Below are 21,704 nucleotides of genomic sequence, written 5' to 3'. Positions count from 1 at the left end.
TGCAAAACCTGCTTAGCCGTTGACCCTGTTCATGAACGCCATCGCGCCGAAAGGTGCGCGGACCTTGCCTTCGGTGATGAAGTAGACGAACACGTCGCGCGGCTTGACCGGTGCCTCGGTGCCCGGATCGGCGCGGGGCAGGTCATCTGGGGTGCCGCCGGCAGCCCAGACTTTCGCCCGCTCGGCCCAGGCATCGAGTGCTTCCGGCGTGTAGCAGTCGTGGTTGTCGTCGCTGCCCGTCTGCAGCCGCGCATAAACGAAATCGCCGGTGACGTCAGCGATCGCAGGATATTTGGCGTGGTCGGCATAGACGATGGCGACACCGTGCTTCCGGGCGAGTGCTGCGAACTCCGGGACGACGAAGGAATCGTGCCGCACCTCGACCGCGTGGCGCAGCGTCACGCCGTCCTGTTTTTCCGGCAGAAGCTTGAGGAAGGCGCCAAAATCGTCTTCGTCGAATTTCTTGGTCGGCGCGAACTGCCAAAGGATCGGCCCGAGCTTGTCGCCGAGTGCTGCAACGCCGGAGCCCAAAAACCGCATCATCGATTCGCCGGCTTCGGCGAGCACGCGGCGGTTGGTGACAAAGCGGTTGCCCTTGAGCGCGTAGACGAAACCGTCGGGGGCCTCGCTGGCCCATTTCAGGAAGGTTGGCTCCTTGAAGGACGAATAATAGGTGCCGTTGACCTCGATCGTCGGCACGTGGCTGCTGGCGAACTGCAACTGCTTCGCCTTGGACAGCTTTTCGGGATAGAAGGTGCCTTCCCAGGGCTCGAACGTCCAGCCGCCCATGCCTGCCCGGATGTTTCCACTCATCGATCTATCCCTTGCTGCGTCAGTGCGGCCTTTTCTAGCTGAAGGTGCAGGGGCGTCAAAGCCGCGAACGATATCAAGGGAAACTATCCTGACACAGCAACCCGGCGAAATCCGGTGCCGATCGTCTACGGATCGTGCCGACACCTCAGCCGGATTTACTGTTTATTTGCGAGGTAGCCGGCTAGGTGCCCGGACCGCTTGGACGACAATTCAATGTCAAGTATCTCGGCATCGTGAAAATGCGGCGCGAAGCCAAACCAATCGATTAGGTCGCGGGCACCTGGAATCTCCGCGAATGTCTCGCCTCGCGCGTGTTCACGTGGCTCGCTCGTTGCCATGGTGGTGGACTACTCCGCCGCCTCCTGCTTGCCGCGCGGGCGACGTTCGAGCAGTTCCTTGAGGAACTGGCCGGTGTAGCTGCGCGGTTCGGCGACGATGTCTTCGGGCCGGCCGGAGGCGACGAGTTCGCCGCCACCGTCGCCGCCCTCAGGGCCGAGGTCGAGCACCCAGTCGGCGGTCTTGATCACCTCAAGGTTGTGCTCGATGACGATGACGGTGTTGCCCTGGTCTACGAGCTCGTGCAGCACTTCGAGCAGCTTAGCGACGTCGTGGAAGTGCAGGCCGGTGGTCGGCTCGTCCAGAATGTAGAGCGTCTTGCCGGTTGCCTTGCGCGACAGCTCCTTGGCGAGCTTGATACGCTGGGCTTCGCCGCCGGACAGCGTGTTGGCCTGCTGGCCGATATGGATATAGCCGAGGCCGACCTGGTTGAGCGTCATCAGCTTGTCGCGCACGACGGGCACGGCAGCGAAGAACTCGACGCCTTCCTCGACCGTCATGTCGAGCACGTCGGCGATCGACTTGCCCTTGAACAGCACGTCGAGGGTTTCGCGGTTGTAGCGCTTGCCGTGGCAGACGTCGCAAGTGACATAGACGTCGGGCAGGAAGTGCATCTCGATCTTGATGACGCCGTCGCCCTGGCAGGCCTCGCAGCGGCCGCCCTTGACGTTGAAGGAGAAGCGGCCGGGCTGGTAGCCGCGCGCCTTGGCTTCCGGCAAGCCGGCGAACCAGTCGCGGATCGGGGTGAAGGCGCCGGTGTAGGTCGCCGGGTTGGAGCGCGGCGTGCGGCCGATCGGCGACTGGTCGATGTCGATGACCTTGTCGAGAAATTCGAGGCCCTCGATGCGGTCGTGCTCGGCCGGATGCTCGCGCGAGCCCATGATGCGGCGCGACGCCGCCTTGAATAGGGTCTCGATCAGGAAGGTCGACTTGCCGCCGCCCGACACGCCTGTCACGGCGGTGAAGGTGCCGAGCGGGATCTCGGCGGTAACGTCCTTCAAATTGTTGCCACGCGCGCCGACGACCTTGATGCGCTTGTTTTTCTTCAGCTCGCGGCGCTGGGCCGGGATCGCGATCTCGAGCTCGCCCGACAGATACTTGCCGGTGATCGAGTTCGGGTTGGCCATGACCTGCTGCGGCGTGCCTTCGGCGATGATCTGGCCGCCATGGATGCCGGCGGCCGGGCCCATGTCGACGACATAGTCGGCGGTCAGCACCGCGTCCTCGTCGTGCTCGACGACGATGACGGTATTGCCGATGTCCCTGAGGTGGCGCAGCGTGTCGAGCAGGCGGGCATTGTCGCGCTGGTGCAGGCCGATGGATGGCTCGTCGAGCACGTAGAGCACGCCTGTCAGCCCCGAGCCGATCTGCGACGCCAGCCGGATGCGCTGGCTTTCGCCGCCCGACAGTGTGCCGGAGTTGCGCGACAGCGTCAGATACTCGAGGCCGACGTCGTTGAGAAAACGCAGGCGCTCGCGGATTTCCTTGAGCACGCGGACGGCGATCTCGTTCTGCTTGTCGTTGAGCAGCGCCGGCAGTTCCTCAAACCACGCATTGGCCTTGCGGATCGACTGTTCGGTGACTTCGCCGATGTGCTTGCCGCCGACCTTGACCGCCAGCGATTCCGGCTTGAGGCGATAGCCGGCGCAGGCCGGGCAGGGCGTGGCCGACATGAAGCGCTCGATCTCCTCGCGCATCCAGGCGGATTCGGTCTCTTTCCAGCGCCGCTCGAGATTGGGGATCACGCCCTCGAAGGTCTTAGTCGTCTTGTAGGAACGCAGGCCGTCGTCATAGTTGAAGGTGATTTCCTTGGCGCCGGTGCCGCGCAGGATGGCTTCCTGCGCTTCCGTCGACAGATCGCGCCAGCGGTCGCCGATCTTGAAGCCGTAGACCTTGCCGAGGGCTTCGAGTGTCTGGGTGTAATAGGGCGAGGTCGACTTGGCCCAGGGTGCAACCGCACCTTCGCGTAGCGAGACATGGTCTTCCGGTACGACCAGCATCGGATCGATGGCGCGCTGGTTGCCCAAGCCGTCGCAAGCCGGGCAGGCGCCGAACGGGTTGTTGAAGGAAAACAGCCGCGGTTCTATCTCGGGGATGGTGAAGCCCGACACCGGGCAGGCGAATTTCTCCGAGAAAAGAATGCGTTCGTGGGTTTCGTTGGCGGACTTGTTGACCGAATCCGCGCCCGTCTGGCTGGCGTCGAGCGGCTTGTCGGCGAATTCGGCGACGGCCAGGCCCTCGGCCAGCTTGAGCGCGGTCTCGATCGAGTCGGCCAGACGCGTGGCGAGGTCGGCACGGACGACGATGCGGTCGACGACGACGTCGATGTCGTGCTTGTACTTCTTGTCGAGAACAGGGGCTTCCCCGATCTCGTAGAAGGCACCGTCGATCTTGACGCGCTGGAAACCCTTCTTCTGGAGCTCGGCCAGCTCTTTCTTGTATTCGCCCTTACGGCCACGGACGATCGGCGCCAGGATGAACAGGCGGGTGCCTTCCTCGACCGCGAGCACGCGGTCGACCATCTGCGACACGGTCTGGCTCTCGATCGGCAGGCCGGTGGCAGGCGAATAGGGCACGCCGACACGCGCGAAAAGCAGGCGCATGTAGTCGTAGATTTCGGTGACGGTGCCGACGGTCGAGCGCGGGTTCTTCGACGTCGTCTTCTGCTCGATCGAGATTGCCGGCGACAGGCCGTCGATCTGGTCGACGTCGGGCTTCTGCATCATCTCGAGGAACTGGCGGGCATAGGCCGACAGGCTCTCGACATAGCGGCGCTGGCCTTCGGCATAGATGGTGTCGAAGGCGAGCGAGGATTTGCCCGAGCCTGAAAGGCCAGTCATGACAATCAGCTTGTCACGTGGCAGGTCGAGATCGACGTTCTTCAGATTGTGTTCGCGCGCACCGCGAATGGAAATATACTTGTGATCGGCCATTGCCGCGCCGCCGCCTCAAATCTGGAATTGCTTGGGTGGCGGGTTAGCCCGGCCACCCCCTCATGTAGGTATTTTCGCCGCCCGGTCGAGAGGCACCGTAACCAAATGCGTTTAAGCGCCTTTGGCGGGCAGGGGCAAGTGGAAAGAACAAAGGCCGAACGCCCTCCTGACAACGTTATGGCAGGAGCATTGCTCGAAGCCGAGCTCGCGAATCCGGCCTTCGATCACATTTTTCCCGACTAACAATGTTGTGGTTGACGTAGCGGAATCAGGGATGCAGAGTGCTGATGTCGCCTGAGGCTGAGCCTCCTTGAGGGCTCCTCACCATGCTACGGTCGGTCTGCGAGACGCCGCAGACACGCGAGTTGAGCAGCAGGCGAACACATGGCGCAACTGACGAAGGAGCTAGGCATGACTCCACCGGACAGTCCCAAAGGGTTCCGCTAACAAGACGGAACCTCAGCAGGCGCAGGTGCTTGGCTTTCCCTTCGCGAAAAGCCTCATGCAAACCCCGACCTGTTGATCCCCCGACAATTTGAAACCATTGGTCGGATCGTTGGCTGAGAGCCACGAAGCATCCGAGAGAGTAAAGCCGGTAAACCACTCCCGGCGGTCAAGGGTATAACCCGACATAAGGCCCCGTGCGCTCCTGGGAGCGGCGGGGCCAACTTTCTGTTTTTTCTGCAGTGAGACCTGTTTCGGGTCTCGCCGGTCTGTGCTGCGCGGTTGCAATCACTCCCCTTGCACAATCGATCGATCATGCAGACTGCTTGTCGTCAGGCCGCCCGAGGCGATTGCCGGGTCGGCATGGCGGGAGATGGGGATCGAGGTTTCGTGGATTTCGGCGACGCGCATCGCTTTTGTCAGGATGGCGCAGCGATGCCCAGGACAATGGCGATCAGCATCAGCAGCGGTCCCGTCCACTTGAACTGGCGCACCAGGTTGGCGAGCCATGGCTGGTTGGGCGGCACCGGCAGCTCGACATAGCCAAGTCCCACAGCCGTCATCCACGCGCCGGCGCAAAGCATGATAAATTCGTCGATATAAGCGGCGATCAACGGATCCTCCTCAGTGAGTTGCCGTGGAGCAATGGCGACAGTTTTCGCGGATGCCCGCCGACGCCGCAAGCCGGTGCCGTCGACCTCCTGCCAAACTGGCTCGTCCACAAGACAGCGCAGGGCTTGCACCACCAGCCGCTCCAACCGGCTTCGACGCTGCATGACACCGACGTGATCTACCGCATCTAGCGCGAGAAGATGATCGAGGCACAATGCAAGCATCTCGATTTCTTCAAGGACCGTATGCAGGGCGAGGCGTAAGCCCTGTTACTGACACCGAAAAGCTGGCGGGCCGTCCGGAAGGGGCGGCCCGCTTGCATTTGATACGAGGCCTCTTGCCATTTTCAATCATTAACGGTAGAACAAAATAAGAACAAAAATGACTTGTGGACGGCATCAGGTTTTCCGCCAGCAGGGGGCGCGGGTTACGGGTGCTATGGGCTAGTGTACGCCCTCACATTTTCTGGAATTTGGTTTCGGACGAGCGCGGAGCGGTGTCATGGCAGGTAGCGTCAACAAGGTCATTCTGGTCGGCAATCTGGGCGCTGATCCCGAGATTCGTCGGCTCAACTCGGGCGAGCCGGTCGTCAACCTGAGGATCGCAACCTCGGAAAGCTGGCGCGACAAGAATTCGGGCGAGCGCAAGGAAAAGACCGAGTGGCACCAGGTCGTCATTTTCAATGACAATCTCGCCAAGGTCGCCGAGCAGTACCTCAAGAAGGGCATGAAGGTTTACATCGAAGGCCAGCTCCAGACCCGCAAGTGGGAAAAGGACGGCATCGAGCGCTACACCACCGAAATCGTGCTGCAAAAGTTCCGTGGCGAGCTGCAGATGCTCGACGCGCGCGGCCAGGGCGGCGACGCCGGCTACAGTGGTGGTGGCGGCGGTGGCCAGGTCGGCTATGGCGGCGGCCAGGGTGGCGGTTATGGCGGTGGCGGTGGTCGTTCCGACTTCGGCCAGTCGAGCCCGACCGACAGCTATGGCGGCGGCAACCGTGGCGGTGGTTTTGGTGGCGGCGGCGGTGGCAATCGCGGTGGCCAGGGCGGTGGCGGCGGTTCGCGCGACCTCGACGACGAAATTCCGTTCTGATCATGGTCAAGCGGGCTGGCTGTCGACATCGTCGAACGCCGGCCTCGACGGCTCGATGCCTGGCGCGCGAAGATCCCCGCGCCAGCGCCACGACACAAGGTTGTGCATGGCGTGACCGTGCCATGCTTCCTGGGTTCACCGCCGGCAGGTATGACTGGCTCTAGCCTGCAATGTCGCCGAGGCGGGTAATAAAGAACAGATAAATCGATCTTTGGATTTCGCGAGCGACTGTTCTCGCGAATCTTGCTGCGCCGCGTTACTGAGGCGAATGGGGTACGGGGTCTTCATTCACCGATCGGATTCGATTTACGACGACAGTCCGGCTGAACGGTATCAATTTCCAGCCCAGTATCTGGGTAGGGTGCGAGGCTGCATCGGCGACTGGATCATTTATTACGAGCCGCGCAAGGTCGCCGACACGCGAGGATATTTCGCTGTCGCCAAGGTGCAGCAGGTCATCCCGGATCCCGGCGCTGAGAGCATGTTTCTCGCGCTTATCGAAGCTGGAACCTATCTCGAATTTGCCAACCCTGTTCCGTTCAGTGACGCTGATGGGGTGATTGAACGTGGGGTCCTCAATGACGACGGACGAATTTCCGGTCGTGCCCAGGCAGCGGTGAGACCACTTTCGGCAAGCGATTTCAGTCGCATCGTCAGGTTGGGACTTGATCAAGCTGAGCTTCTGCTTCCCAGAGTCGATCCGGCGTTGCCAGTCAGTGGCTTCTTTGAAGAGCAGGCACCTTTCGTCTTTGAGGAGAGCCGCGAGCGAACTCAGTTGCTGACGTCCCGCATCGTTCGCGACCGCGTCTTCCGAAAGATCGTTCTGCGTGCCTATGAGGAGCGCTGCGCGATCACCGGATTGAAGCTCATCAACGGTGGCGGCCGAGCGGAAGTCGCGGCGGCTCACATTCGCCCCGTCGAGGCGGACGGGCCGGACGTCGTCAGCAACGGCATCGCTCTATCCGGAACAGCCCACTGGATGTTCGACCGAGGTCTCATCAGTCTGTCTGATGATCTTGATATCTTGATCTCCCGGCAGGCGAACGATCCCGATGGTATTAAGGGCATCGTCAATCGCTCCGGCCGAGCGATCGGCCCACAGCACCTGCGCGACCGTCCGCATCCGAACTTCCTGCAATGGCATCGCGAACACTGCTTCAAGCAGTAGGCAGCTCGGCGACGGCGGATCAGAATAGGCCCGTCCATTCATGCCCAGGGTGGCGCATGTCGAGACAATCCTTCAGCCAGGCGCGCTCTGATCGCTGCAGTTTCGGCAGGGCGTTTTCGAAGTTGGCTTCGTCTTTAGGGCGCTGGTACTTGGCCTTGAATAGCAGGACTGCAACCGGTTTGAGGTATGGAATATCGTTCGGCGTCGTGGCGACGATGTTGGCGCGCGGCACGGCGATGGCCGGATTTCTCTTTTAGACCCACAGGTCCTGCGTGCCGTCCTCGATCATCATGTCTACTCGCCAGCAGGGTCGCTCGATATCCAGGCACCAGATCTGCGAGATTTCGGCAGGCGGGTCGTTTTACAACGACAGATGCTCGACGACACCGCTTCCCGCGGTATGGAAGTTCATGCCGGTGAGGGCCTTGCGGAAAACGGGCAGGTCGCTGCGCAGAACGGTGAATTCCAGATCCTCGTGGTCGCGCTTCTGGTGGCCGTGCCAGAGGTCGAGTGCCCATCCGCCGACAATGCACCATGGCCGGGAGACGCCCGCGAGGCGGCTGGCCAGTCCCACGGATTCCGGGCGCACCATGCGCCGTGATAGATTGGCGTACGGTTGGTCATTTCGTGGGAATGCCTGCGAGGCGGCTGGGCAATTGTGCCAGATGCCAAGCGCACTGCGCGTCGTGGTCGATTGGCTTGGTCATTTCACGGATATGTCTGCTGTTGCCTTGGCGTTGCGCCACCACGAGTGCCGCTGACGTCGTCGGCGGCGAACTGTGGGCGTCACATCGCCATCAGCGCCTTGATGCCGTCGGCGACGAATTGCACGGCAAGGGCGGCGAGGATGACGCCGAGCAGGCGGGTGAGGATCGAGCGGCCGGTCTGGCCGAGGAACTGGTCGATGCGTTCGGCGAGGATGAACACCAGATAGGTCAGCGCCAGACAAGCCAGGATGATCAGCACCAGCGCTGCCTGTCCGGCCAGGCCCTGGAACGAGCCCGACAACAGGACGGTCGCAGAGATGGCGCCGGGTCCGGCGATCAGCGGGATGGCGAGCGGGAAGGCGGCGATGTTGTGGATGTGGTCGCGGGTGATTGCGACGTCCGAAATCTTCTCCTTGCGGTCCTGGCGCTTCTCGAAAACCATCTCGAAGGCGATGAAGAACAGCAGGAAACCACCGGCGACGCGGAAGGCCGGCAGCGTGATGCCGAAGACGGTGAGGATGGCCGCACCCGCCACCGCGAACACTGCCAGCACGATGAAGGCGATGATGCTGGCGCGCATCGACACCTGCAGCCGCTGCTCGCGGTTCATGCCGCGGGTAACGGCGAGAAACAGCGGCGCCAGGCCGGGCGGGTCGATGGTCACGAGAATGGTGACGAAGGCATTGAAAACACTGTCGAAAAACGGCATCCGATGTCTCCCCGGCGGACGCAGGCTAACCCGAGGCGGGCCGCAACGCCAGAGGTCTTGTTCGTGACTGCGGTGTCATGCGCTTGCAAAGGCTGGCGGAGCCGCCGGACAGACTGTCGCGGATCGACTGTTGGCGGCTATCCTGTTGATTTCGAGTGAAAAATCAGCGTTGGAAAAGCGCGCCCAGAATTGGTCAATCGCGGGCCGTTCCTATATAAGGAGCAAATGATTCCCAACATGCGTGATCAGAGTTGACCGACCAGAAATCACCGCGCGGACCTGACGGTCCCTCCGGCATCGAGCCGATTTCCATCATCGAGGAGATGCAGCGCTCCTACCTCGATTACGCGATGAGCGTGATCGTAAGCCGCGCGCTGCCCGACGTGCGCGACGGCATGAAGCCGGTGCATCGCCGCATCCTCTACGCCTCGCATGAGAGCGGCTATCACTGGAACCGCAAATATGTGAAGTCGGCGCGCCCCGTCGCCGACGTGATGGGTAAATATCACCCGCATGGCGACGCCTCGATCTACGACGCGTTGGTGCGTATGGCCCAGGATTGGTCGATGAGCGTCACGCTCATCGACGGGCAAGGCAATTTCGGTTCGATCGATGGCGATCCGCCGGCGGCGATGCGCTACACCGAAGCGCGCCTGACCAAGGTCGCCCACGAACTGCTCGAGGATATCGACAAGGATACCGTCGATTTCCAGGATACCTACGACGCCTCTGGTCGGGAACCGCGCGTCCTGCCGGCGCGCTTCCCGGCATTGCTGGTCAATGGTGCGGGCGGCATCGCCGTCGGCATGGCGACCAACATCCCGCCTCACAATCTGGTCGAGGTCTGCAACGGCGCCATCGCCGTCATGGAAAACCCGGCGATTGATCTGCCCGATCTGATGGAGATCATCCCCGGTCCTGATTTCCCGACCAGTGGCCTCATCCTGGGCCGGTCGGGCATCTACAACGCCTATTCGACCGGGCGTGGCTCTGTCGTCATGCGCGGCAAGGTCAACATCGAGCAGATCCGCAACGATCGCGAAGCCATCATCATCACCGAAGTTCCCTATCAGGTGAACAAGGCTTCGATGATCGAGAAGATGGCGGAGCTCGTGCGCGACAAGCGCATCGAGGGCATCTCCGACATTCGCGACGAGTCCGACCGCCAGGGCTACCGCGTCGTCATCGAGCTCAAGCGCGATGCCAATGCCGAGGTGATCCTCAACCAGCTCTATCGCTTCACGCCGCTGCAGACGTCATTCGGCGCCAACATGGTGGCGCTCAACGGCGGCAAGCCGGAAGTGCTGACGCTTCTCGACATGCTGAAGGCGTTCGTTTCCTTCCGCGAAGACGTGATCAGCAGGCGCACCAAGTTCCTGCTCAAGAAGGTGCGCGACCGCGCGCACGTCTTGGTCGGCCTGGCCATTGCGGTTGCCAATATCGATGAGGTGATCAAGCTTATCCGTACCGCGCCCGATCCGCAGACGGCGCGCGACCAACTGATGACCCGGCGTTGGCCGGCTTCCGACGTCGAGTCGCTGATCCAGCTGATCGACGATCCGCGTCACCGTATCAACGACGACGGCACCTACAATCTGTCGGAAGAGCAGGCGCGCGCCATCCTCGAGCTGCGCCTGCAGCGCCTGACGGCACTTGGCCGCGATGAAATCGCCGACGAGCTCAATAAGATCGGCGCCGAGATCACCGATTATCTCGACATCCTGTCGTCGCGGGCGCGCATCCAGCAGATCGTCAAGGACGAGCTGATCGCCGTGCGTGACGAATTCGGCGTACCGCGCCGTACCGAGATCACCGATGCCGGCTCGGACATGGAAGACGAGGACCTGATCCCGCGCGAGGACATGGTCGTCACCGTCAGCCATTCCGGCTACATCAAGCGCGTGCCGCTGTCGCTCTATCGGGCGCAGCGCCGCGGCGGCAAGGGCCGCTCGGGCATGTCGACCAAGGACGAGGATTTCGTCACCCGGCTGTTCGTGGTCAACACGCATACGCCGGTGCTGTTCTTCTCCTCGCGCGGCATCGTCTACAAGGAAAAGGTCTGGCGCTTGCCAATCGGCAATCCGCAGTCTCGCGGCAAGGCTCTGATCAACCTGCTGCCGCTCCAGCAGGGCGAACGCATCACCACGATCATGCCGCTGCCCGAGGACGAGGCAAGCTGGGCCGAACTCGACGTGATGTTTGCCACCACGCGCGGCACGGTTCGCCGCAACAAGCTCAGCGAGTTCGTTCAGGTCAACCGCAACGGCAAGATCGCCATGAAGCTGGAGGAAGAAGGCGACGAGATCCTCGGCGTCGAAACCTGCACCGACAATGACGACGTGCTTCTGACCGCCGATTCCGGCCAGTGCATACGCTTCCGCGTCGACGACGTGCGCGTTTTCCAGAGTCGCAATTCGGTCGGCGTGCGCGGCATCAGCATGGGCGAGGGCGACCGCGTCATCTCGATGGCGATCATCGAGCATGTCGAAGCAAGCCCGGCTGAGCGTGCTGCCTATCTCAAGCGTTCTGTCGCCGAGCGTCGGCTGGCCGCCGGTGTTGTGGCGGGCGAGGATGAGGACATTGCGCTGACCAACGAGGAAGTCGGCGAAGAGGCTGACATCTCCGAGGAGCGCTACCAGTTCCTGACCCAGCATGAGCAGTTCGTGCTGACGGTCACCGAATATGGCTACGGCAAGCGCTCGTCGTCCTATGACTTCCGCCTGACCAACCGCGGCGGCAAGGGTATCCGCGCCACCGACGTGTCGAAGGTGGCGGAGATCGGCAAGCTCATTGCCACCTTCCCGATCGGCAATGACGACCAGATCATGCTCGTCTCCGATGGCGGCCAGGTCATCCGCGTGCCGGTCGACGGCATCCGTACCGCCAGCCGCGCCACCAAGGGCGTGACCATCTTCAATACCGCCGATGGCGAGAAGGTTGTGTCGGTGGAACGGATTTCCGAACCGCAGGGCGAGGATGACGGCGACGAGGCTTCGGATGGCGAGGCGTCGTTCAATGGTACCCCGCCTAGCGGGACTGCCGACGGCGACGCTCCGGCGAGCGAGGGCTGATCTCGCCTGGACGCCGAACAGCAAGTCTGTTCAAGGCGTTAGGCAGGGAAAATGATGAAGAGAAAGAAGCGGCGCCGAGGCGCCGCTTTTGCCTGGAGGGGCAGAAACTGTTCAGCGCGGGGCGCGCCTATTGCGCCAGCCCGGAAGCTGCACGCGCGCGGTCTGCACCTTGGTGCGGACGCGATGGGCCTCCTGATGAAGGCTGAAAGCTGTGGCGACAAGCATGGCCAGAGTCATGGCCGCGGCGAGCATGTAGATCATCATGGCGCTGTTCTCCTGCTGGAAACAACGGACGAGACGCCGTTTGGTTTCATCTGTTATAGCGGCTATCTATTCACATCCGCTTGAACTGATCCTGAGATTGCCGTTCATCCCGCATTCATCTCGTAAACCAATTTCCGGCCGGTTCCGGGCCCAGTTGGCGGCAAAAAGTGCGCTTCCACCTTTGGCGCCGATGTTCTAGAAGCAGCCCATGACTGATCGCATTGCCATCTACGCAGGGTCGTTCGACCCGCTCACCAACGGCCATCTCGACGTGCTCAAGGCGTCGCTGGCGGTAGCTGACGTCGTTTATGCGGCAATCGGCATCCACCCCGGCAAGAAGCCGCTGTTTTCCTTCGAAGAGCGCGTCGTGCTGATCGAGGAAGCAACGCGGGCGGAGTTTGGCGCCGATGGCAGCCGCATCAAAGTTGTTGCCTTCGACGGTCTGGTGATCGACGCCGCGCGCAAGGAAGGCGCTTCGATTATGATCCGCGGCCTGCGCGACGGCACCGACCTCGACTATGAAATGCAGATGGCGGGCATGAACGAGACCATGGCGCCGGAACTGCAGACGGTTTTCCTGCCCGCAAGCCCATCGGTTCGCACCATTACCGCCACACTTGTCCGCCAGATAGCCTCGATGGGCGGCGACATTCGCCCGTTCGTGCCGGCGGCGGTCGTTGGCGCACTCAAGGCCAAGTTCGCGAAATAATCCCGGAGTATCCAAAAATGCAGCTCAGGAAGCTTGCCTCGTCTTTCGTTGTCCTCGCCGGCCTGATGGCCGGTTCGACTGCGGCCATCGCCGCCGAGCCTGATAATACGATGATCATCACGCTGAAGGGTGGCGACGTGACGGTGGCGCTGCGCCCCGACCTCGCGCCCAAGCATGTCGCCCAGATCAAGACGCTGGTGCGCGAAGGCGCCTATGACAACGTCGCTTTCCATCGCGTCATCGGCGGCTTTATGGCGCAGACCGGTGACGTCGAGTTCGGCGACATGAAGGACGGCTACAATGCTGGTCGCGCCGGCATGGGCGGGTCGAAGCTACCCGACATTCCCGCCGAGTTCTCGCAGGAGAATTTCAAGCGCGGCGTCGTCGGCATGGCGCGTTCGCAGGACCCGAATTCGGCAAATTCGCAGTTCTTCATCATGTTCGACACCGCATCCTCGCTCGACGGCCAGTACACCATCGTCGGCGACGTCGAGAGCGGCATGGAACTTGTTGACGCCATCAAGAAGGGTGATGCGGCCGACAACGGGTCGGTCAGCGATCCCGACCGCATGATCAAGGTCCGCATCGCCGCGGACGCCAAGTAACCGAAAACGAAAAGAAGGAATTTCATCATGGCCGAGATCAAGGACCGCGAAAACGCGCTGATCATGGAAACGACCAAGGGCAATGTGGTCATCGAATTGTTCCCGGACCTGGCGCCCGGCCATGTCGGCCGCATCAAGGAACTGGCGCGAGAAGGCGCTTATGACGGCGTTGTCTTCCACCGCGTCATCGAGGGCTTCATGGCCCAGACCGGCGACGTCAAGTTCGGCAAGTCGGGCGGCAAGGACTTCAACCCGTCGCGCGCCGGCATGGGCGGTTCGGACAAGCCGGACCTCAAGGCCGAGTTCTCCAACATGAACCACGGCCGCGGCACCTGCTCGATGGCCCGTTCGCAGAACCCGAACTCGGCCAACTCGCAGTTCTTCATCTGCTTCGAGGACGCCGGCTTCCTCAACCGCCAGTACACGGTGTGGGGCCAGGTCATCGAAGGCATGGACAATGTCGACAAGATCAAGCGCGGCGAGCCGGTGCAGGATCCCGACAAGATCGTGTCGCTGAAGGTCGCGGCCGACGTCGCAGAATAACTGATCATGGCTGGCGCTCTCTGGTCGCTTCTCGGCGTTCTGGCGGGCGCCTTCATTGCCATTCAGGCTCCCGTCAATGCGCAGCTGGCGCGCGGGCTCGGTGTGCCCGTCGCGGCGGCTGCGATTTCGTTTCTATCCGGCGCCATCGTGCTCGGCGTGATCACCCTGCTTACCACCCGCACGCAGGGGCTGGTCATCGACTGGAAGGCGCCAGCGCCCTGGCTGTTCGTAGTCGGCGGCGTGCTGGGCGCGTTCTATGTCACCTCCACGGTGCTGTTGACTCCGCGCATTGGTGCGGCCGCGCTGATGGCCTTCCTGGTGGCGGGCCAGCTGCTGGCTGGCATGCTTGTCGACAAGGCCGGCATTCTGGGCGTTGCCGTACGCGAGATTTCCATGGGTCGTATCGTCGGCGCCGTGCTGCTGCTCGCCGGCGCAATGATGATCCGTATCTACTGATGCGTGTTGACCTTTTCGATTTCGAACTGCCCGAGGAACGGATCGCGCTGCGCCCGGCCGAACCGCGCGATACCGCGCGCATGCTGGTGGTGCGGCCCGATGCTGCGCTTGCCGACATGAGCGTCGGCAACCTGCCATCGCTGCTGAACCCTGGCGATGTGCTGGTGCTCAACGACACGCGCGTCATCCCGGCACAGCTCAAGGGCCGGCGCGTGCGCGGCGAGGCGGTGGCGCATGTCGATGCGACGCTGCACATGCGCACCGCACCCGATCGCTGGCTCGCCTTCATGCGCCCGGGCAAGCGGGTCGCCGTCAGCGACCGCATCCAGTTCGGCCACGACGCCGAAGCCTGCATGATGGGTCAACTCGATGCCACGGTGCTGGAAAAGGGCGAGGGCGGCGAGGCTCTACTGGCCTTTGACCTGTCGGGTCCGGCGTTGGACGAGGCGCTGCATGCCGTCGGCCACATTCCGCTGCCGCCCTATATCGCCTCCAAGCGCGCCGACGACGAGCGCGACCGCAAGGACTATCAGACCGTCTATGCCCGGGAGGAGGGCGCGGTCGCTGCCCCTACCGCCGGCCTGCATTTCACGCCGGAGCTGTTTGCCGCACTCGAGGCGCGCGGGATCGATAAGCAGTTCGTGACGCTGCATGTCGGTGCCGGCACCTTTTTGCCTGTCAAGGCTGACGACACCGCCGAGCACAAGATGCATTCGGAAATCGGCTACGTCTCCGAAGAGACCGCAGCCGCGCTGAATGCGGCCCGGGCGCGCGGCAACAAGGTGGTTGCCGTCGGCACCACGTCGCTGCGCCTGATGGAAAGTGCTGCGCGCCAAGATGGCACCCTGGCCGCTTGGTCGGGACCGACCGACATCTTCATCACGCCCGGCTATCGCTTCAAGTTTGTCGACGCACTGATGACCAACTTTCACCTGCCGCGCTCAACGCTGTTCATGCTGGTTTCAGCCTTTGCCGGGCTCGAACGCATGCAGGGCGTCTATGCGCATGCCATTGCAAGTGGCTATCGCTTCTACTCCTATGGCGACGCCAGCCTGCTGTTCAGGGACGACCGATGAGTTCAGAGTTCACCTTCAAGCGGCTCGCGACCGACGGCAAGGCGCGGCGCGGTGAGATCACCATGCCGCGTGGCACCATCCGCACGCCGGCATTCATGCCTGTCGGCACCGGCGGCACGGTCAAGGCGATGTACATGGACCAGGTGCGCGGCGTCGGCGCCGACATCATCTTGGGCAACACCTATCACCTGATGCTGCGCCCTGGTGCCGAGCGCGTGGCGCGGCTTGGCGGCCTGCACGAATTCGCACGCTGGCCGCACCCGATCCTGACGGATTCAGGCGGCTTCCAGGTTATGTCGCTGTCGAAGCTGCGCAAGCTCAGCGAAAAGGGCGTGACCTTCCGCTCGCATATCGACGGTGCCGCCTACGAGATGTCGCCGGAACGCTCGATAGAAATCCAGGGCCTGCTCGATTCCGACATCCAGATGCAGCTCGACGAATGCACCGCATTGCCGTCGACGCCGAAGGAAATCCAGCGCGCCATGGAGCTGTCGCTGCGCTGGGCCGAGCGCTGCAAGACGGCATTTGGCAACCAGCCTGGAAAAGCGATGTTCGGCATCGTCCAGGGTGGCGACATTCCCGACCTGCGCGTGCGCTCGGCGCAGGCGCTGAAGGCGCTGGAGCTCAAGGGTTATGCGGTCGGCGGCCTGGCCGTCGGCGAGCCGCAGGAGGTGATGCTCGACATGCTCGATATCACCTGTCCGGAACTGCCTGAGGAAAAGCCGCGCTACCTGATGGGCGTGGGTACGCCTGACGACATCATCAAGTCGGTGGCGCGTGGCATCGACATGTTCGACTGCGTAATGCCGACGCGCGCCGGCCGCCACGGCCTCGCCTATACAAGGCGCGGCAAGGTGAACCTGCGCAACGCCCGCCACGCCGACGATCCGCGTCCCTTGGACGAAGAGAGCGATTGCCCGGCCGCGCGCGACTATAGCCGCGCCTATCTCCATCACCTGATCAAGTCGGGCGAGTCGCTCGGCGCGATGCTGCTGACCTGGAACAACCTGTCCTACTACCAGCAGCTGATGAGTGAAATCCGCGCTTCGATCGAAGCCGGCCGGTTCGTCGACCGGAGCGCCGAGATCAGCGAAGGCTGGGCACGCGGCGATATTCCACTGCACCAGGGCTGAGCTCAGAGCTCCTTTTCGGCCAGTTCGCGAAACGCGTCGGGCACCGAGCCGGCGCGCCCGAGCGCGACCGAGGCGTAGCCTACAGCTTCCCAGCCGAAACGCTCGCGGATGGCATCCATGGCGCGATCAGCGCTCCAGCGCGCCTGGCCTTTTCGTGTGCCCGGCCGGTGTTTTTCATCGACAAGGCCCAGTGGCAGCTCGAACTGCAGGCCGGCATGTTCCTCGAGATGCGAGACCGAAATCGCCAGCAGCGAGATGCTGCGCTCGTCCGGATACTGGGCCAGCACGCCGCGCACCAACTCCTCGGCGACCTCCGCAATCATCGATGTGGCCGAGATGGACGCGTCGAGGGTGATCGACCGCGTCACGGCGCGCATGTCGGCGAAGCGGACGCGGGCGGTGATCGTGCGCCCCGGACGCGACTTGGCGCGGAGACGCGAGGCGACGCGGTCGGCGAGGTGACGCAGCGCCGGAACGTAGATTTCGGGCCGTGCCGGTTTCATGCCCAGCGCCGACTGCGCGCCGGCCGAATGGGCGCGCCGATGTGGCTGCAGGCGGCGCGGGTCACGGTTCCAGGCAAGGGCCGACAGTTTTTCGCCGGCGGCGGGACCAAGCAGGCGTTCCAGCGAATGGCTGTTGGCGGCGGCCAACTGGCCGATGGTGACGATGCCTGCATCCGCAAGGCGCGTTTGGGTGGCCGGTCCGACGCCCCACATCAGCCTGACGGGCAGTTCGTGCAGGAAGGTGAGCTCGGTTCCCGGATCGACCACCACCAGACCGTCGGGCTTGGCCACCTGCGAGGCGATCTTGGCGAGGTGTTTGGTGCGGGCGACGCCGACGGAGATCGGCAGGCCGAGTTCGGCGCGAACCCTGTGCCTGATCTTCCGGGCGATCTCCTCGGGCGGACCGAAGAGATGGGTGCAGCCGGCGACATCGGCGAAGGCCTCGTCGATGGAAATGCGCTCGACCAGCGGGGTGAAATCGTCGAGCACTGCGATCGCTGCATCGCCAAGGCGCTGATATTCCCTGAAATTGCCACCAACGAAGATGAGCCCGGGGCACAGTTCGCGGGCGCGGCGGCCAGCCATGCCGCCATGGACGCCGAAGGCCTTGGCCTCGTAGGACGCGGCGAGCACCACCCCGCCGCCGACCGCGATAGGTTTGCCCAGCAGGCTGGGGTCGAGCAGCTGTTCGACCGACGCGTAGAAGGCGTCGAGGTCGGCATGCAGGATCGTGGCTGCGCTTTCCATCGTGGTGTTCTGCAGAGAGAGGTAAGAACATAAAGGGAACATATAGTTGAAAAGTCAAGCGCTGGCGCAAGCGGTGACGTCCGGTGCGGGCTTCTGGAAACAGCGGGCGTCGACTATGGTGCCGGCGATCCAAGGAGAATCCCAATGACTGTATCGCTGCGCGTTCCGACATTCGAAGACGTCAAGGTTGCGGCTGCGCGCATCGCTGGCGAGGCGCATCGCACCCCCGTGCTGACCTCGCGTACCGCCAATGCCAAAGTGGGCGGCGAACTGTTCTTCAAGGCGGAGAATCTGCAGCGGGCAGGAGCATTCAAGTTCCGCGGCGCCTACAACGCCGTCGCAGCGCTTTCACCGGAAGCCAGGCGGAAGGGCGTCGTCGCCTTCTCGTCGGGTAATCATGCCCAGGCGCTAGCCTATGCGGCGACACTGCTCGGCGCGCCGTCGGTGATCGTGATGCCCAAGGATGCGCCCGAGATCAAGATCGCAGCGACCAGAGGCTATGGTGCCGAAGTGGTATTCTTCGACCGCTACAAAGACGACCGTGACGCGATCGCGCGGAGCATCTCGGAGGAACGCGGCATGTCGCTGATCCCGCCCTTCGATCACCCCGAAATCATTGCCGGGCAGGGCACGGCGGCACTGGAACTGATCGAGGAAGTCGGGCAGCTCGATATCCTCATCGCCCCGCTCGGCGGCGGCGGGCTTTTGGCCGGCTGCGCGCTCAGCACCAAGGCACTGGCGCCGGCCTGCCGCGTCATCGGCGTCGAGCCGGAGGCCGGCAATGACGGGCAGCAGTCGCTGCAGAAAGGCGAGGTGATCCGCATCGCGCCGCCAAAGTCGATCGCTGACGGAGCGCTGACCACCTATGTCGGCGACCACAATTTCCCGATCCTGCAGGGCAAAGTCGACGCCATCGTCACCGTCAGCGACGCGCATCTGGTGTCGACGATGCGCTTCTTCGCCGAACGCATGAAGGTGATCGTCGAGCCGACCGGTTGCCTGGGTGCAGCTGCTGCGCTCAACGGCATCGTCGACTGCGCGGGCAAACGCGTCGGTATCGTGCTCAGCGGCGGCAATGTCGACCTCAAGGCGCTGAGCGGGTTTTTCGTGGACGCCTGACACGGATGCACCACCGGGTGCAAAAGCGTGCTCTTTGCGCCACAGGCTCCAAAGAACAACTCCGGTTGATGAGGCTTGCGGCTGGACGCTGCAAGCAAATCCGTCTTATGGCGCGCCAACTGCATGCCTCGACCAAAGGTCGTTCATGTAGTGAAAAGTCAGTGGGGCGACGTCGAATGAACAACAGATACGGAACTCTTGCCTCCTGGGTCTACAATCTCGACAAGCCGGTCGGCCGCTCGTTCGGCGACATCGAATATTATCGCGAACGACTTTCAAGCTGCGCGGGACCAGTTCTGGAACCTGCCGTCGGCAATGGTCGCTTCTTCGTTCCGATGCTTGAGGCGGGTATCGATATCAGGGGGTTCGATCCGTCCGAGGAAATGCTCGATTACTGCCGCAAGGCCTGTTCAGCGCGTTCGCTCGAAGGCCGCCTGAGTCGCCAGACCTTCGAGAGCTTCAGTTATGACGCCAGTTTCGCGGCGATCGTCGTACCACTTGGCTCGTTCCAGCTGACCACCGACGTGGCTGCGGCAAAGGCTGTTCTGCACCGGTTCTTCGATCACCTGGCACTTGATGGGCGACTGATGATCGATCTCGATGCCATTGGCGGCTTCCTGGGTGAGGGCGGCCGGGTGCGCAGCTGGACCACCGAAGACGGCGACTTGCTGACGCTGACCGACACGCGCGTTTCGACCGACTATGTCGCGCAGACGACGGTGACGCATCTGCGCTACGAGCTGTGGAAGGACACCAAGCTCGCCGACACCGAGCTGGAGCTGTTCAGCCTGCGCTGGTGGGGTGTCGAGGAATTCGCCATGGCGCTGCGCGAGGCGGGTTTCGTCGATGTCGTTATCTCTGGCGACTATCGATACAGTGAGGCGCCGGCCAAGGGCTGCGAGACGATCTCCTTCGAGGCGCGTCGGCCACAATGAGGTCGCCGGCTTGAACCAGCGCGACAAGCCGACTATGTAGTCGCCATCAGCAATTTCAACAGGATGTGTGCAGCAATGGATTTCAACCCGACAGCAACGCCGAACCGCTTTGCCATTGGGGAATTCCATGCCTGCATCCATCTCGCTGTCGAACATTGCCTGGTCCACGCCTGACGGCAGGACACTCTTTTCCGATCTGTCGCTAAACGTCGAGGCCGGCCGTTCGGGGCTCGTCGGGCGCAATGGCGTCGGCAAGTCGACGCTGCTGCATCTGATATCCGGTTCGCTGCAACCGCAGGCGGGCAAGGTATCAGTCAGCGGAACGCTCGGCCTATTGCGCCAGGCGGCGCAGGTCTCTGCCGATGAAACCGTTGCCGACCTGTTCGGGGCCGAATCCGGGCTCGCCCTGTTGCGCCGCGCCGAAGCCGGGCTTGCCGATATCGATGAACTCGTAGCCGCTGACTGGACGTTGGGGGCGCGTATCGAGGTGGCACTTGCCCGCGTCGGGCTGAGTGCCGAGCCCGCTACCCGGCTTTCGGCGCTGTCAGGCGGCCAGCGCACGCGCGCCGGGCTCGCAGCACTGGTCTTCGGCGAACCCGATTTCATCCTGCTCGACGAGCCGACCAACAATCTCGACCGCGAAGGCAGGAGGGCGGTGGTCGACCTCCTGGCCGGCTGGCGTTCCGGGGCGATCGTCGTCAGCCATGACCGCGAGCTACTCGATACGATGGATGCCATCCTCGAGCTCACCTCGCAGGGCGCCAGCCGCTATGGCGGCAACTGGAGCCACTATCGCGAGCGCAAGGCGATCGAACTGGAGGCTGCCGAGCACGATCTGGAAGACGCCGAACGGCGCGTCGCGCAAGTGGCCAAGGCCGCGCAGGCCACCGCCGAGCGCAAGGCGCGCAAGGACGGCGCCGGCAAGCGCAAAGCCGCCAGGGGCGACATGCCGCGCATTCTGATGAACGGACTGAAGAACCGCGCCGAGAACACGTCGGGCGATAACGCCCGACTTGCCGAGCGACAGCGCGCGTTGGCCGTGACAGATGCGGCTGCGGCACGCGAGCGGATCGAGGTGCTGCAGTCGTTTGCCGTCAAATTGCCGTCGACCGGGTTGCCGTTAGGCAAGGTGGTGCTGCGGATCGACCGCCTGACAGTGGGCCACGAGCCGGGTCGGCCGGTGATTTCAGGGGTTTCGCTCGATGTCGCCGGACCTGAGCGGATCGCGGTGAGCGGCTGCAACGGGAGCGGCAAGACGACCTTGTTGAGGGTGATCTCAGGTGGGCTAGCCCCTTGGGCCGGACGTGTCGAGGTCATGACTGGCCATGCCATGCTCGACCAGCAAGTGGGGCTGCTCGATGCCTCCATTTCGATCCGGGACAATTTTCGCCGCATCAATCCGGATACAGACGAAAACGCCTGCCGATCTGCACTGGCGCGCTTCATGTTCCGCGCCGATGCGGCGTTGCAGATCGTGGGCAGCCTGAGCGGCGGACAATTGCTGCGGGCAGGGCTCGCCTGCGTGCTTGGCGGCAAGGTTCCGCCACCACTGCTGATCCTCGACGAGCCGACCAACCATCTCGACATCGACTCGATCGAAGCGGTGGAAGCGGGATTGCGCGCCTATGACGGCGCGCTGCTGGTGGTCAGCCATGACGAGCGCTTCCTTGATGCAATCGGCATCGACAGGCGCATTGTGCTGGAGAAGGGATCGGCGATCGCGGGATGA

The 21,704-nt window shown here is 63.0% G+C and carries 20 protein-coding genes; 12 read left to right on the top strand and 8 right to left on the bottom strand.

Features of this window, described 5'->3' with window-relative positions:
* Positions 1–12: 12 nt before the first annotated feature.
* The 3 genes from IHE39_RS07540 to IHE39_RS07530 form a co-directional block, all read right to left on the bottom strand.
* Complete coding sequence (locus IHE39_RS07540; protein ID WP_246470528.1) at positions 13–813, bottom strand: DUF72 domain-containing protein; 801 nt, start codon at positions 811–813, stop codon at positions 13–15.
* 347 nt (positions 814–1,160) lie between these two features.
* Positions 1,161–4,082, bottom strand: a complete 2,922-nt coding sequence (gene uvrA / locus IHE39_RS07535) for an excinuclease ABC subunit UvrA (protein ID WP_192565987.1) — start codon at positions 4,080–4,082, stop codon at positions 1,161–1,163.
* An 863-nt stretch (positions 4,083–4,945) separates the two neighbouring features.
* Positions 4,946–5,140: a hypothetical protein gene (locus IHE39_RS07530; RefSeq protein WP_192566081.1), complete on the bottom strand. Its 195-nt coding sequence runs from the start codon at positions 5,138–5,140 to the stop codon at positions 4,946–4,948.
* A gap of 499 nt (positions 5,141–5,639) precedes the next feature.
* On the opposite strand from IHE39_RS07530, the gene ssb reads away from it, so the two are divergent.
* Together ssb and IHE39_RS07520 are read left to right on the top strand one after the other, a co-directional pair.
* Complete coding sequence (gene ssb, locus IHE39_RS07525) at positions 5,640–6,230, top strand: single-stranded DNA-binding protein (RefSeq protein WP_192565986.1); 591 nt, start codon at positions 5,640–5,642, stop codon at positions 6,228–6,230.
* A 268-nt stretch (positions 6,231–6,498) separates the two neighbouring features.
* Positions 6,499–7,398: an HNH endonuclease gene (locus tag IHE39_RS07520; RefSeq protein WP_192565985.1), complete on the top strand. Its 900-nt coding sequence runs from the start codon at positions 6,499–6,501 to the stop codon at positions 7,396–7,398.
* 19 nt (positions 7,399–7,417) lie between these two features.
* Here IHE39_RS07520 and IHE39_RS31225 read toward each other — a convergent pair whose 3' ends face one another.
* The 3 genes from IHE39_RS31225 to IHE39_RS07510 form a co-directional block, all read right to left on the bottom strand.
* Positions 7,418–7,630, bottom strand: a complete 213-nt coding sequence (locus IHE39_RS31225) for a hypothetical protein (RefSeq protein ID WP_434781288.1) — start codon at positions 7,628–7,630, stop codon at positions 7,418–7,420.
* Positions 7,631–7,759: 129 nt separating this feature from the next.
* Positions 7,760–7,972 (bottom strand): nucleotidyltransferase domain-containing protein, encoded by a 213-nt coding sequence (locus tag IHE39_RS31220; protein ID WP_434781287.1) that lies wholly within the window; start codon positions 7,970–7,972, stop codon positions 7,760–7,762.
* Positions 7,973–8,184: 212 nt separating this feature from the next.
* Positions 8,185–8,814 carry a MarC family protein gene (locus IHE39_RS07510; RefSeq protein WP_184767681.1) on the bottom strand — a complete coding sequence of 210 codons (630 nt, stop codon included), beginning with the start codon at positions 8,812–8,814 and terminating at the stop codon, positions 8,185–8,187.
* A gap of 251 nt (positions 8,815–9,065) precedes the next feature.
* Here IHE39_RS07510 and gyrA point away from each other — a divergent pair, with 251 nt between their 5' ends.
* Positions 9,066–11,885 (top strand): DNA gyrase subunit A, encoded by a 2,820-nt coding sequence (gyrA, locus tag IHE39_RS07505; protein WP_192565984.1) that lies wholly within the window; start codon positions 9,066–9,068, stop codon positions 11,883–11,885.
* A 111-nt stretch (positions 11,886–11,996) separates the two neighbouring features.
* Here the strand turns inward: gyrA and IHE39_RS07500 are convergent, their stop codons facing one another.
* On the bottom strand, positions 11,997–12,149 hold the full coding sequence (locus IHE39_RS07500; RefSeq protein WP_192565983.1) for a hypothetical protein: 153 nt from the start codon (positions 12,147–12,149) through the stop codon (positions 11,997–11,999).
* Positions 12,150–12,357: 208 nt separating this feature from the next.
* Here IHE39_RS07500 and coaD point away from each other — a divergent pair, with 208 nt between their 5' ends.
* From coaD to tgt, 6 genes are read left to right on the top strand one after another with little or no spacing between them, the layout of a single operon-like run.
* On the top strand, positions 12,358–12,858 hold the full coding sequence (gene coaD / locus IHE39_RS07495) for a pantetheine-phosphate adenylyltransferase (protein ID WP_192565982.1): 501 nt from the start codon (positions 12,358–12,360) through the stop codon (positions 12,856–12,858).
* A 17-nt stretch (positions 12,859–12,875) separates the two neighbouring features.
* Entirely contained in the window at positions 12,876–13,463 is a 588-nt protein-coding gene (locus IHE39_RS07490; protein WP_192565981.1) for a peptidylprolyl isomerase, read from the top strand.
* A gap of 27 nt (positions 13,464–13,490) precedes the next feature.
* Complete coding sequence (locus IHE39_RS07485) at positions 13,491–14,006, top strand: peptidylprolyl isomerase (protein ID WP_184767686.1); 516 nt, start codon at positions 13,491–13,493, stop codon at positions 14,004–14,006.
* A 6-nt stretch (positions 14,007–14,012) separates the two neighbouring features.
* The gene (locus IHE39_RS07480) at positions 14,013–14,462 is read left to right on the top strand and encodes a DMT family transporter (protein WP_184767687.1); all 450 of its coding nucleotides are present in this window, start codon (positions 14,013–14,015) and stop codon (positions 14,460–14,462) included.
* Positions 14,462–15,538, top strand: coding sequence for a tRNA preQ1(34) S-adenosylmethionine ribosyltransferase-isomerase QueA (gene queA, locus IHE39_RS07475; RefSeq protein ID WP_192565980.1), 1,077 nt, complete (start codon positions 14,462–14,464; stop codon positions 15,536–15,538). Before IHE39_RS07480 ends, queA begins: the two co-directional genes overlap by 1 nt.
* Complete coding sequence (gene tgt / locus IHE39_RS07470) at positions 15,535–16,671, top strand: tRNA guanosine(34) transglycosylase Tgt (protein WP_192565979.1); 1,137 nt, start codon at positions 15,535–15,537, stop codon at positions 16,669–16,671. The genes queA and tgt overlap by 4 nt, the downstream gene beginning before the upstream one ends.
* Positions 16,672–16,673: 2 nt before the next feature.
* Here tgt and dinB read toward each other — a convergent pair whose 3' ends face one another.
* Positions 16,674–17,921: a DNA polymerase IV gene (gene dinB / locus IHE39_RS07465; protein ID WP_192565978.1), complete on the bottom strand. Its 1,248-nt coding sequence runs from the start codon at positions 17,919–17,921 to the stop codon at positions 16,674–16,676.
* 144 nt (positions 17,922–18,065) lie between these two features.
* On the opposite strand from dinB, the gene IHE39_RS07460 reads away from it, so the two are divergent.
* The 3 genes from IHE39_RS07460 (at position 18,066) to IHE39_RS07450 (ending at position 21,704) form a co-directional block, all read left to right on the top strand.
* A complete protein-coding gene (locus IHE39_RS07460) occupies positions 18,066–19,040 on the top strand; it encodes a threo-3-hydroxy-L-aspartate ammonia-lyase (protein ID WP_192565977.1) in 975 nt (324 codons plus the stop codon).
* Positions 19,041–19,216: 176 nt separating this feature from the next.
* Positions 19,217–19,975: a class I SAM-dependent methyltransferase gene (locus IHE39_RS07455; protein ID WP_192565976.1), complete on the top strand. Its 759-nt coding sequence runs from the start codon at positions 19,217–19,219 to the stop codon at positions 19,973–19,975.
* A gap of 127 nt (positions 19,976–20,102) precedes the next feature.
* The gene (locus IHE39_RS07450; protein ID WP_192565975.1) at positions 20,103–21,704 is read left to right on the top strand and encodes an ABC-F family ATP-binding cassette domain-containing protein; all 1,602 of its coding nucleotides are present in this window, start codon (positions 20,103–20,105) and stop codon (positions 21,702–21,704) included.

The sequence above is a fragment of the Aminobacter carboxidus genome (assembly GCF_014863355.1).
Lineage (GTDB): Bacteria > Pseudomonadota > Alphaproteobacteria > Rhizobiales > Rhizobiaceae > Aminobacter > Aminobacter carboxidus.
The sequence above is the reverse complement of the archived record's forward strand: the minus strand, read 5'-3'. Positions and strand labels throughout refer to the sequence as shown.

Coding starts and splice junctions, on each gene's coding strand:
- dinB (WP_192565978.1), bottom strand. CDS start 17,921: ATGGAAAGCGCAGCCACGATCCTGCATGCCGACCTCGACGCCTTCTAC.
- IHE39_RS07485 (WP_184767686.1), top strand. CDS start 13,491: ATGGCCGAGATCAAGGACCGCGAAAACGCGCTGATCATGGAAACGACC.
- uvrA (WP_192565987.1), bottom strand. CDS start 4,082: ATGGCCGATCACAAGTATATTTCCATTCGCGGTGCGCGCGAACACAAT.
- IHE39_RS07460 (WP_192565977.1), top strand. CDS start 18,066: ATGACTGTATCGCTGCGCGTTCCGACATTCGAAGACGTCAAGGTTGCG.
- IHE39_RS07510 (WP_184767681.1), bottom strand. CDS start 8,814: ATGCCGTTTTTCGACAGTGTTTTCAATGCCTTCGTCACCATTCTCGTG.
- tgt (WP_192565979.1), top strand. CDS start 15,535: ATGAGTTCAGAGTTCACCTTCAAGCGGCTCGCGACCGACGGCAAGGCG.
- IHE39_RS07480 (WP_184767687.1), top strand. CDS start 14,013: ATGGCTGGCGCTCTCTGGTCGCTTCTCGGCGTTCTGGCGGGCGCCTTC.
- coaD (WP_192565982.1), top strand. CDS start 12,358: ATGACTGATCGCATTGCCATCTACGCAGGGTCGTTCGACCCGCTCACC.
- IHE39_RS07490 (WP_192565981.1), top strand. CDS start 12,876: ATGCAGCTCAGGAAGCTTGCCTCGTCTTTCGTTGTCCTCGCCGGCCTG.
- ssb (WP_192565986.1), top strand. CDS start 5,640: ATGGCAGGTAGCGTCAACAAGGTCATTCTGGTCGGCAATCTGGGCGCT.
- queA (WP_192565980.1), top strand. CDS start 14,462: ATGCGTGTTGACCTTTTCGATTTCGAACTGCCCGAGGAACGGATCGCG.
- IHE39_RS07520 (WP_192565985.1), top strand. CDS start 6,499: ATGGGGTACGGGGTCTTCATTCACCGATCGGATTCGATTTACGACGAC.
- IHE39_RS07455 (WP_192565976.1), top strand. CDS start 19,217: ATGAACAACAGATACGGAACTCTTGCCTCCTGGGTCTACAATCTCGAC.
- IHE39_RS07540 (WP_246470528.1), bottom strand. CDS start 813: ATGAGTGGAAACATCCGGGCAGGCATGGGCGGCTGGACGTTCGAGCCC.
- IHE39_RS07500 (WP_192565983.1), bottom strand. CDS start 12,149: ATGATGATCTACATGCTCGCCGCGGCCATGACTCTGGCCATGCTTGTC.
- IHE39_RS07450 (WP_192565975.1), top strand. CDS start 20,103: ATGCCTGCATCCATCTCGCTGTCGAACATTGCCTGGTCCACGCCTGAC.